Here is a 9,577-nt window from a genome sequence, read left to right as displayed (position 1 = left end):
GGCACGGCCTCAAAAGATGTCGCGCGCACCGCGCGCTCCTACATCGCCCGTTCCTCTGCTAACGTCTGCGGGACGACACTCCCAGGGGATCCCATGCTCGCACGTACCTGCTTCGCGCTCGCCTTTGCCCTCGCCCTGCCCGCCATGGCCGAAGAGGCGAAGAAATCGCCCACGCCGAAGGAGTTGCTGGCGAAGTCGACGCCCGCGGAATGGCGCACGCCCGATCCGCAGAACCTGGTGTACATGGACCTGCCGCAGGGCCGCGTCATCATCGAGCTGGCCCAGGACTGGTCGCCGCTGCACGCGGCGAACATCCGCACCCTGATCCGCGAACACTATTTCGACGGCACGCAGATCATCCGCGTACAGGACAACTTCGTTACCCAGTGGGGCGATCCCGACGGCGACGACAAGAAGAAGGCCAAGAGCCTGGGCACGGCGAAGGAAACCCTCGCGCCCGAGTTCACGCGCAAGGGCGGCAAGGCCTATCCCTTCACGAAGCTGCCGGACGGCGATGTCTATGCGCCCGAGGTCGGTTTCTCCGACGGTTTCCCGGTCGCACGCGACGGGAAGGGCGAAGCCTGGATCGCGCACTGCTACGGCACCGTGGGCGTCGCACGCGATACCGGCGCGGAAACCGGCAACGGCAGCTCGCTCTACGCGATCATCGGCCAGGCACCGCGCAACCTGGACCGCAACCTCGCCGTGGCCGGCAAGGTCATCAAGGGCATGGAAATCCTCTCGGCCTACCCGCGCGGTGGCGAACCGATGGGCTTCTACGACAAGCCCGGACAGCGCGTCACGATCAAGAGCGTCCGCCTCGCCGCCGACGTACCGGAAGCCGAACGCACGCCGATCCAGGTGCTGCGCACCGACAGCAAGACCTTCGCCGCCGTCGTCGATGCCAAGCGCAATCGCCGCGACGACTTCTACACCCGCCCTGCGGGAAAGATCGACCTGTGCAACATCAGCGTACCGGTGCGCGATCCGTCGAAGCATCCTTGATAGCCAACGCATTGTAGGAGCGCGCTTGCGCGCGACAGGTTTTGGGGCCGTGAGCAACAGGCCCTGTTGCTCTTCGCGAAAACCTGTCGCGCGCAAGGCGCGCTCCTACATCGGGGATTCGTTCGCTATGGCATCGCGCAATGCCTTGAGCTTGGCCTTCAACTTTGCCTCGTTCTCCGGCCCCACGCGGATCATGAACTTCTGTCCGGCCGACAGCTGCTCGTAATCGGGATTCGCGTAGAGGTAGCCTTCCTTCGCCGGAATCAATTGGAGCTTGCCCTTCGGTTCCGGCGCGGCAAGAAGATGGTCGATCACCTCGATGAGGCGGTCATTGAAATAACCGCCCGTGCCGAGGTCGCGATAGGCCGCCTGGAACAGCGGGTAGTTGCGCTTGTACCAGGCCGCGGCGGCCTGCGGGTTCATCCGCTCGGCGACGTACATGTAGGTGTCGTAGCGCGCGTAGTTCTTCTTCGACTCGACGAACATCCCGTCGTCCGACTGCACCTGGAAGCGACCGGTCGGCGTTCGCAGCGGCACGATGTTCATGCCGACGCTGCGCTTCGGCAGCGCGTCGATGGTCGAGACCATGCGCGATACGATGGCCTGCGGCTTCAGTACCGACTTCAGGGCATCGTCGCTGGTGAGCGCCATGAGGCCGGCAAGCACGGCGTCGTCGCTCTGGTCCAGCGACGGTAATGCGGCCGTGGATGCGCTGGCCGGGCCGATGGGATGCTGCGGCAGCGCCGCGTCGTGGACGGTTCCGGCATGGGCGGGGGCGGAGGAATCCGCGACGGCGAACGGCGGAGCGCCTGCCTTCTCCCGTGCCAGTTTCTCCCTGTACACGAAGATGCCCACCGCCACGGCGATCGCCACGACCAGCAAACCCGCGACCCACTTCGAACCCGACGACTGACTGCTCAACGTACCGCTCCCGCCATGACCAAGCCCCCATGGGACTACGAACCGGCGGTCGAGTTCAAATCGGGCTGGGCAGGGAGTCGCTGGGCTCCTGCCGTCGCAGGAGCGACGGGTTTTACATATTGCGGCGGTATTCGCCGCCCACGTCGTACAGCGCGTGGCTGATCTGGCCGAGGGAGTTGTGCTGCACGGCTTCCATCAGCTGCTCGAAGACGTTGCGGCGCTCGCGGGCGGTCTTCTGCAGGATGACCAGGCTGTCCGGGGCCAGGTGGTTGCGGGCCTTGGCGTAGAGCCGCACATTGTCGATCTGCTGGCCCTTTTCCTCCTCCGTGGAGCGGATCAGCTCGATCTCCGTCGCGATCTCGCCGCCGTGATCCTTCGGCAGGAAGGTATTCACGCCGATGAGCGGAAGCGAGCCGTCGTGCTTCTTGTGCTCGTAGTACATCGACTCTTCCTGGATCTTGCCGCGCTGGTACATCGTGTCCATCGCGCCGAGCACGCCGCCGCGCTCGCTGATCGCCTCAAACTCCTTGTACACGGCCTCTTCCACGAGGTCGGTGAGCTCGTCGACGATGAAGCTGCCCTGCCAGGGGTTCTCGTTGAAGTTCAGGCCCAGCTCGCGATTGATGATGAGCTGGATCGCCACCGCGCGGCGCACGCTCTCCTCGGTCGGAGTGGTGATCGCCTCGTCGTACGCATTCGTATGCAGGCTGTTGCAGTTGTCGAACAGCGCATACAGCGCCTGCAGCGTGGTGCGGATGTCGTTGAACTGGATTTCCTGCGCGTGCAGCGAACGGCCCGACGTCTGGATGTGGTACTTCAGCATCTGGCTGCGCGGGCTGGCGCCGTAGCGCTCGCGCATGGCGCGCGCCCAGATGCGGCGGGCGACGCGGCCGATCACCGTGTATTCCGGGTCCATGCCGTTGGAGAAGAAGAACGACAGGTTCGGCGCGAAGTCGTCGATCTTCATGCCGCGCGCGAGATAGTACTCGACGATGGTGAAGCCGTTGGACAGCGTGAAGGCCAGCTGGCTGATCGGGTTCGCCCCGGCTTCCGCGATGTGGTACCCCGAGATCGACACCGAGTAGAAATTGCGTACCTTGTGGTCGACGAAGTACTGCTGGATGTCGCCCATCATGCGCAGCGCGAACTCCGTGCTGAAGATGCAGGTGTTCTGCGCCTGGTCTTCCTTCAGGATGTCCGCCTGCACGGTGCCGCGTACCGTCGCCAGGGTATACGCCTTGATCCGCGCATAGGTTTCCGCATCCACCACTTCCTCGCCGGAGACACCGAGCAGGCCAAGACCGAGGCCGTTGTTGCCCGGCGGGAGTTCGCCGTTGTAGCGCGGGCGGTTGCCGTCCGGATACAGCTCCGCGATGCGCTTGTTGGCGACTTCCCAGCGCGAGGCGTCCTCGTTGAGGTACTTCTCGACGTTCTGGTCGATCGCCGTGTTCATGAACATGGCGAGGATGATCGGCGCGGGACCGTTGATGGTCATCGACACCGACGTCGACGGTGCCGACAGGTCGAATCCGGAGTACAGCTTCTTCATGTCGTCGAGCGTCGCGATGGAGACGCCGGAGTTGCCGATCTTGCCGTAGATGTCGGGACGCGGCGCGGGATCCTCGCCGTACAGCGTCACCGAATCGAAGGCCGTGGACAGGCGCGCCGCGGCGCCGCCCAGGGAGAGGTAATGGAAGCGACGGTTCGTGCGCTCGGGCGTGCCCTCGCCCGCGAACATGCGGGTCGGGTCCTCGCCGGCGCGGCGATAAGGGAAGACACCGCCGGTGTACGGATAATGGCCCGGCAGGTTCTCGCGCATGAGGAAGGACAGCAGCTCGCCCCAATCCTTCGTCTTCGGCGGCGAGACCTTCGGGATCTTCTGGTGGCTCAGCGATTCGCGGTAGTTCTCTACGCGAATGACCTTGTCGCGCACCTGGTATTCGTTGAACTCGGCGGTAACGGCCTCGAAACGGCCCGGCCATTCGCGCAGGAGGTGGATCGCCTCGCTGGACAGTTCGCGCACCGCTTCGTTGTAGCGCTGGCGGAGCGTAATCAGCGAGCGGTCGCCGTGAGCGGTGAGCAGGGCGTGGTCGTAAAGGTCGAACGCGCGCGGCAGCGCCTCGTCGCCGATGTCCTTCAGCGATTCGTAGTATTGCTGCGCTTTGCTCGCTGCGGCGGCCTGGACCGCGATGGTGCCGTTGATGCCGCGGCCCTGCTCCGCGATCTCGGCCAGGTAGCGCACGCGGTTGCCCGGAATGAGCACGGTGGCGCGCGGCTCGCGCAGGCTGATGTCGACGTCCGGCGTCCATGTGGCCTCGGGCAGCGAGAGCTTCTCGCGCATCAGGCGGCACAGGTTGTCGAACATCCAGGTGACGCCCGGATCGTTGAACTGGCTGGCGATGGTGGGATAGACCGGCACCTTCTCGTCGGCAAGCTGGAACGCCGTGCGGTTGCGCTTCCACTGCTTGCGCACGTCGCGCAGGGCGTCTTCGGCGCCGCGCTTGTCGAACTTGTTGAGCACCACCAGCTCGGCGAAATCGAGCATGTCGATCTTCTCGAGCTGGCTCGCCGCGCCGTATTCGCTGGTCATGACATAGACCGGGAAATCGACGAGGTCGACGATTTCCGAATCGCTCTGGCCGATGCCGGCGGTTTCGACGATCACCAGGTCGTAGGCCTGGGCCTTGAGGAAATCGATGCAGTCGTGCAGCACCACCGAGGTGGCGGCGTGCTGGCGGCGCGTCGCCATCGAGCGCATGTACACGCGCGGGCTGCGCAGCGAGTTCATGCGGATGCGGTCGCCCAGCAACGCACCACCGCTACGGCGGCGGGTCGGATCGACGGCGAGCACGGCGATGCGCATCTGCGGGAAGGCGTGCAGGAAGCGCAGCAGCAGTTCGTCCACGACGGACGACTTGCCGGCGCCGCCGGTACCGGTGAGGCCCAGCACCGGCGTCTTGCCGCCGGCGAGCTTCCATTCCTTGCGCAGGCGGGCCAGTTCTTCCTCGCCCAGCAGGTCTTCCTCGATCGCCGAGAGCATGGCGCCGATCGAGATCTCGTCCTCGACCGAGGCCGCTGCCGGCGCAACTTCCACGCGCTGCGACGCGGCGGCGCGCGTGCGCGTCATCACGTCCTCGATCATTTCCACGAGGCCGAGCTTCATGCCGTCGTTGGGATGGTAGATGCGCTCCACGCCATAGGTCTGGAGCTCCTTGATCTCCTCCGGCGTGATCGTGCCGCCACCGCCGCCGAATACGCGCACATGGCCGGCGCCGCGCTCGCGCAGCATGTCCACCATGTACTTGAAGTACTCCACGTGGCCGCCCTGGTATGAAGACAGCGCGATGGCGTCGGCATCTTCCTGCAGCGCGGCGCGCACCACGTCCTCCACCGAGCGGTTGTGGCCAAGGTGGATCACCTCGGCGCCCTGGCTCTGGATGATCCGGCGCATGATGTTGATGGCCGCGTCGTGACCGTCGAAGAGGCTCGCCGCCGTGACGAAACGCAGCGGGGTCGCCTCGGCGTCCGTGCTGCTGGCGGGAATGTGCTTGGGCTGCGAGCTCATGGAAACTCCGGGACGATCGACGACGGTGGGGAACTGTGAATTCTACTGCGGCATGCCAGGCGACCTCTGGTGCAGTGCAGCGTAAGTGTAGGAGCGCGCCTGCGCGCGACAGTTTTTCGCGAGGAGCGGCCAGGCCCTGTTGCGCATCGCCTCAAAAGATGTCGCGCGCAGGGCGCGCTCCTACACCGGGAGGGCGGGCTGGCCGGAGAGGAATGTCAGCGCGGCTGCTTGCACCGCGGGGTCGTCCACGATGGCGCGATGGCCGAGGCCGTTCGTTTCCATGAGCGTCGCGCCCGGCCAAAGTCGCATGTACATCGCCGCCTCCTCCACCGGCACCTCGGAATCCCCGCGATCGTGCACCACCAGCACCGGCTGGGTGCGCTTCGGCGCGTGGTGGGCGATGTGCAGGTCGTCGATGAGGACGCCGGTACGTTGCGCCAGCACCTCGTGCAGCTTTGGCCTCAGGTGCTCGCCGAGCCGCACGAAACGCGCGAAGCGGCGCGTCGCACCCTGCACGTCCGCGGCCGCGGCGATCAGCACCACGCGCTTCGTGGTCCACCCGTCGTCGAGCGCCAGGCCTACCGCTGCGCCGCCCAGCGAGTGGGCGACGACCCCTTCCGGGTCCCCGTAATGCCGGGCGACCGCGCCCAGCGTGCGCGCGAAGTCCGGCAGCGTGCACAACTCGCCGGCGCTCCGCCCATGGCCGGGCTGGTCGAACGATACCGCCGCCCAGCCCTTCGCAAGAACCTGCGGCACCCAGCTTTCCCACCGCAGGCCCATGCTCGACCAGCCATGCACGAACAGGACGTAGGGATGCGTGGCGGGATCGCCCCAGACGTACGTGGCGATGGACCTGCCGTCGACCTCGATGCGCGTTTCGCGCGCCGACGTGGACCCGAAGGCATGGGCCGCGCGTTCGCGACTGCTCGGCAAGGGCGTCTGGAACACGCGGGCGGCATGGGCGACGGTACGTCCCGGCGCCAGGCGGCTGCCCAGCCGGTAGGCCGCCCGGATCCCCAGGAGGGTCGCGACGGTGCGGACGCCGAAGCGTCGTGGTGGCTTCATGGAAGGGACTGGACGAAAGGGTGCGCGAAGCTGAACGCATGTCGAGGGACATAGTCAACCCGCCCGCAGGAGCCTGCGTTCTGGCGCTCGAATCCGCATTCACGCGGAGTCCCGAAGGAGACCGTTATGAGCCTGATCCGCACTTTCGCCGCCGTGGCCGCCCTGGGCCTGGCCGTCGGCGCCGCGAGCTACACCCCGCCCGTCGCCGCGCGCGAGTACGTTTCGGTCACCGTGGGCACCCGGCCGCCACCGCCGCGCTTCGAGCGCGTACCGCCTCCGCGGGCCGGCTACGTCTGGGCCCCGGGCTACTGGAGCTGGGCCGGCGGCCGTTATGTCTGGGTCGGAGGCCACTGGTACGCCGGCCGTCCCGGCTACGTCTACCGCCCCCCGGTGTGGCGCCCCTACGGCCACGGCTGGCGCTTCGAACGGGAGACCTGGCACCGCGACCGCCACTGGCACCGCTAGCCCCGTTGTGCGGCGCACCTACACAGGGGCCCGCAACGGTTTAAACTATCCAGCTGACACGACATATCGCCCCCGCCTTCAAGGTTGGGGCGATTTTTTTGGACGGTCACAATCCACCGGTGGTCCCCACCGCCGGTTTCCATCCGAAGGGCGGCGCCCCAGCCGCTTGTAACTGGAGTTTGCGTTCGATGATTTTCGAAACCATCGCCAACACGGGCCACGAAGAAGTCGTCTTCTGCCATAACAAGGACGCGGGCCTGAAGGCCATCATCGCGATCCACAATACGGTGCTCGGTCCGTCGCTGGGCGGCCTGCGCATGTGGCCCTACAAGACCGAGCAGGACGCCGTGAACGACGTGCTGCGCCTGTCGCGCGGCATGACCTACAAGAACGCGGTGGCCGGCCTGAACCTGGGCGGCGGCAAGGCCGTGATCATCGGCGATCCCTCCAAGGACAAGTCGGAAGCGCTGTTCCGCGCCTTCGGCCGCTTCGTGAATTCGCTCAACGGCCGCTACATCACGGCCGAGGACGTCGGCATCGACGTCAACGACATGGAATACGTGTTCCGTGAAACCGAGTACGTCACCGGCGTGCACCAGGTCCACGGCGGTTCGGGCGATCCCTCGCCGTTCACCGCCTTCGGCACCCTGCAGGGCCTGATGGCCGCGCTGCAGCACAAGCACGGCAACGAAGACGTGGGCAAGTACAGCTACGCCGTGCAGGGCTGCGGCCACGTGGGCAGCGAGTTCATCAAGCTGCTGCGCGAGCAGGGCGCGAAGGTGTTCGTCACCGACATCAACAAGGACGCGGTGCAGCGCTGCGTCGACGAGCTGGGCTGCGAGGCCGTGGGCCTCGACGAGATCTACGACGTGGACGCCGACGTGTACAGCCCCTGCGCCCTCGGCGGCACGGTGAACGAGCAGACCATCGACCGCATCAAGGCGAAGATCATCTGCGGTGCGGCCAACAACCAGCTGGCCACCGACGCGATCGGCGACGAGCTTTCCCGCCGTGGCGTGCTCTACGCGCCGGACTACGCCGTGAACGCCGGCGGCGTCATGAACGTGTCGCTGGAAATCGACGGCTATAACCGCGAGCGCGCGATGCGCATGATGCGCACGATCTACTACAACGTCGGCCGCATCTTCGAGATCGCCGCACGCGACAAGATCCCGACCTACAAGGCCGCGGATCGCATGGCCGAGGAGCGCATCAGCGCCATCGGCAAGATCCGCCTGCCGCACATGGGCAATGGCGCGCCGCGCTTCCAGGGCCGCATGCGCGGTCAGTAATCGCTAAGCGAAAGTGGCAAAAGAGCCGCCGGCCCGTCCGGCGGCTTTTTCCGTTTTTGCGCCCAGACTTTTGGCCGATTGACCGGCTCCACGGCGCGGCGCAGGGTGAACGTGGCGATGGTTTTACATGTCGCCGGCGATATTCATCTGCGGAGAAAGTGCGTCATGAGTCAGCAAGATTCGAAGCGCGAAACCGGTACGGTCAAATGGTTCAACGATGCGAAGGGCTTCGGCTTCATTTCGCGAGATAGCGGACCCGACGTTTTCGTCCACTTCCGGTCGATCCAGGGAAACGGTTTCAAGACCCTGCAGGAAGGCCAGAAAGTTTCCTTCACGGTAACGCAAGGTCAGAAGGGCTTACAGGCGGACGAAGTCACGCTCATCTAGCAAGAGCAGCGGCAGGCGTCATTCGTCCCCAACGGAGAGGGAGAATGCTGCAATGAGCAAGCGCAAGCCCCAGGCAACGAACAACCCCGGCCAATCCGGGGCGCTTCCCGGCGATATCCCCGCCTCCGATCCGGCCTCGCGGATACCTCCCGGCGCCCCCCGCCTGAAGAAAGGCGATCGCGTCAGGTTCGACATCGGCCAAGGCGTCGACGGACCACCGTACGCGATGAACGTCAGGCTCATCGACGACGAGTAGTTCAAGGCTGCGATCAGCGAACGGCGACAACGGCCCCGGCGGCCGTCGGGCCCGGTGCGGTGACCATCGCGCCCAGGGTCAGCAGGCAGGTCAGGACGGCGGCGACGAAGAAGGTCTTCAGCATGGCGGTTTCGTACTTCATGGTCTTTCTCCTGCGACGATGATGAAAGGGGTCTCGGGAGGTATGTCGCAAGAGGCGTGCCAACCGCCGAAAATGCGCGCAAGGCGCATTCCATCGCGGTTTCCGTTTCCCTGGCAGCGCCGCGTTGGCCTGTCCGCGGACGGCGGAGCGTTCCCGCCCGGACAGTGTCCGGCCATCGTGCGGATCGCAAGGAAGCATTGTTCCGGAGCGTGATCTGTTACACTTTGCAGACCCCGGGGCTCTTGTAAGGCTTTGCCTACACGGCGCTTTTGGGTCAGGGGGAGTCGCCAAAGGCACGGCGACAACCAAAGCCTTTCCGATCACCTTCGTCGCCTCGGTGAAGGCGCTTGCACCGTCTGTCTGTGCGGAAGCGGGCCCGCCATCCGGGGATGAAATGGACTTACCCAGCTATGAGCGCGATCCCAGCCGAAACCTTCACTTCCGACGACGTCCTCGCTCGTCTGCGGTCGGTCCTGCAT

Annotated in this window: 9 protein-coding genes; 5 read left to right on the top strand and 4 right to left on the bottom strand. The window is 65.7% G+C overall.

What is annotated here, in order from left to right:
• The first annotated feature begins 93 nt into the window (after positions 1-93).
• Positions 94-1,005 carry a peptidylprolyl isomerase gene (locus tag ACR9ZH_RS18075; RefSeq protein WP_481292151.1) on the top strand — a complete coding sequence of 304 codons (912 nt, stop codon included), beginning with the start codon at positions 94-96 and terminating at the stop codon, positions 1,003-1,005.
• 105 nt (positions 1,006-1,110) lie between these two features.
• Here the strand turns inward: ACR9ZH_RS18075 and ACR9ZH_RS18070 are convergent, their stop codons facing one another.
• The 3 genes from ACR9ZH_RS18070 to ACR9ZH_RS18060 form a co-directional block, all read right to left on the bottom strand.
• Positions 1,111-1,926, bottom strand: a complete 816-nt coding sequence (locus tag ACR9ZH_RS18070) for a DUF3014 domain-containing protein (protein WP_481292150.1) — start codon at positions 1,924-1,926, stop codon at positions 1,111-1,113.
• Between the two features lie 112 nt (positions 1,927-2,038).
• The gene (locus tag ACR9ZH_RS18065) at positions 2,039-5,491 is read right to left on the bottom strand and encodes a methylmalonyl-CoA mutase family protein (RefSeq protein ID WP_481292149.1); all 3,453 of its coding nucleotides are present in this window, start codon (positions 5,489-5,491) and stop codon (positions 2,039-2,041) included.
• 180 nt (positions 5,492-5,671) lie between these two features.
• Positions 5,672-6,556, bottom strand: coding sequence for an alpha/beta fold hydrolase (locus ACR9ZH_RS18060; protein ID WP_481292148.1), 885 nt, complete (start codon positions 6,554-6,556; stop codon positions 5,672-5,674).
• Between the two features lie 126 nt (positions 6,557-6,682).
• On the opposite strand from ACR9ZH_RS18060, the gene ACR9ZH_RS18055 reads away from it, so the two are divergent.
• The 4 genes from ACR9ZH_RS18055 to ACR9ZH_RS18040 all read left to right on the top strand — a co-directional run bounded on the left by ACR9ZH_RS18055 (position 6,683) and on the right by ACR9ZH_RS18040 (position 8,956).
• Entirely contained in the window at positions 6,683-7,021 is a 339-nt protein-coding gene (locus ACR9ZH_RS18055; protein WP_481292147.1) for a YXWGXW repeat-containing protein, read from the top strand.
• Positions 7,022-7,209: 188 nt separating this feature from the next.
• A complete protein-coding gene (locus ACR9ZH_RS18050; protein WP_481292146.1) occupies positions 7,210-8,313 on the top strand; it encodes a Glu/Leu/Phe/Val dehydrogenase dimerization domain-containing protein in 1,104 nt (367 codons plus the stop codon).
• Between the two features lie 165 nt (positions 8,314-8,478).
• Complete coding sequence (locus ACR9ZH_RS18045) at positions 8,479-8,700, top strand: cold-shock protein (RefSeq protein ID WP_481292145.1); 222 nt, start codon at positions 8,479-8,481, stop codon at positions 8,698-8,700.
• Between the two features lie 52 nt (positions 8,701-8,752).
• Complete coding sequence (locus ACR9ZH_RS18040) at positions 8,753-8,956, top strand: hypothetical protein (RefSeq protein WP_481292144.1); 204 nt, start codon at positions 8,753-8,755, stop codon at positions 8,954-8,956.
• A gap of 13 nt (positions 8,957-8,969) precedes the next feature.
• Here the strand turns inward: ACR9ZH_RS18040 and ACR9ZH_RS18035 are convergent, their stop codons facing one another.
• Complete coding sequence (locus ACR9ZH_RS18035; protein WP_481292143.1) at positions 8,970-9,098, bottom strand: hypothetical protein; 129 nt, start codon at positions 9,096-9,098, stop codon at positions 8,970-8,972.
• Positions 9,099-9,577: the final 479 nt, after the last annotated feature.

It is taken from the genome of Luteibacter sp. SVR4-7G (genome assembly GCF_056755555.1).
The sequence above is the reverse complement of the archived record's forward strand: the minus strand, read 5'-3'. Positions and strand labels throughout refer to the sequence as shown.

Bases quoted from the DNA above. Each gene is read 5' to 3' on its own strand.
- ACR9ZH_RS18065 (WP_481292149.1), bottom strand. From the start codon at position 5,491: ATGAGCTCGCAGCCCAAGCACATTCCCGCCAGCAGCACGGACGCCGAG.
- ACR9ZH_RS18050 (WP_481292146.1), top strand. From the start codon at position 7,210: ATGATTTTCGAAACCATCGCCAACACGGGCCACGAAGAAGTCGTCTTC.
- ACR9ZH_RS18040 (WP_481292144.1), top strand. From the start codon at position 8,753: ATGAGCAAGCGCAAGCCCCAGGCAACGAACAACCCCGGCCAATCCGGG.
- ACR9ZH_RS18075 (WP_481292151.1), top strand. From the start codon at position 94: ATGCTCGCACGTACCTGCTTCGCGCTCGCCTTTGCCCTCGCCCTGCCC.
- ACR9ZH_RS18045 (WP_481292145.1), top strand. From the start codon at position 8,479: ATGAGTCAGCAAGATTCGAAGCGCGAAACCGGTACGGTCAAATGGTTC.
- ACR9ZH_RS18060 (WP_481292148.1), bottom strand. From the start codon at position 6,556: ATGAAGCCACCACGACGCTTCGGCGTCCGCACCGTCGCGACCCTCCTG.
- ACR9ZH_RS18055 (WP_481292147.1), top strand. From the start codon at position 6,683: ATGAGCCTGATCCGCACTTTCGCCGCCGTGGCCGCCCTGGGCCTGGCC.
- ACR9ZH_RS18035 (WP_481292143.1), bottom strand. From the start codon at position 9,098: ATGAAGTACGAAACCGCCATGCTGAAGACCTTCTTCGTCGCCGCCGTC.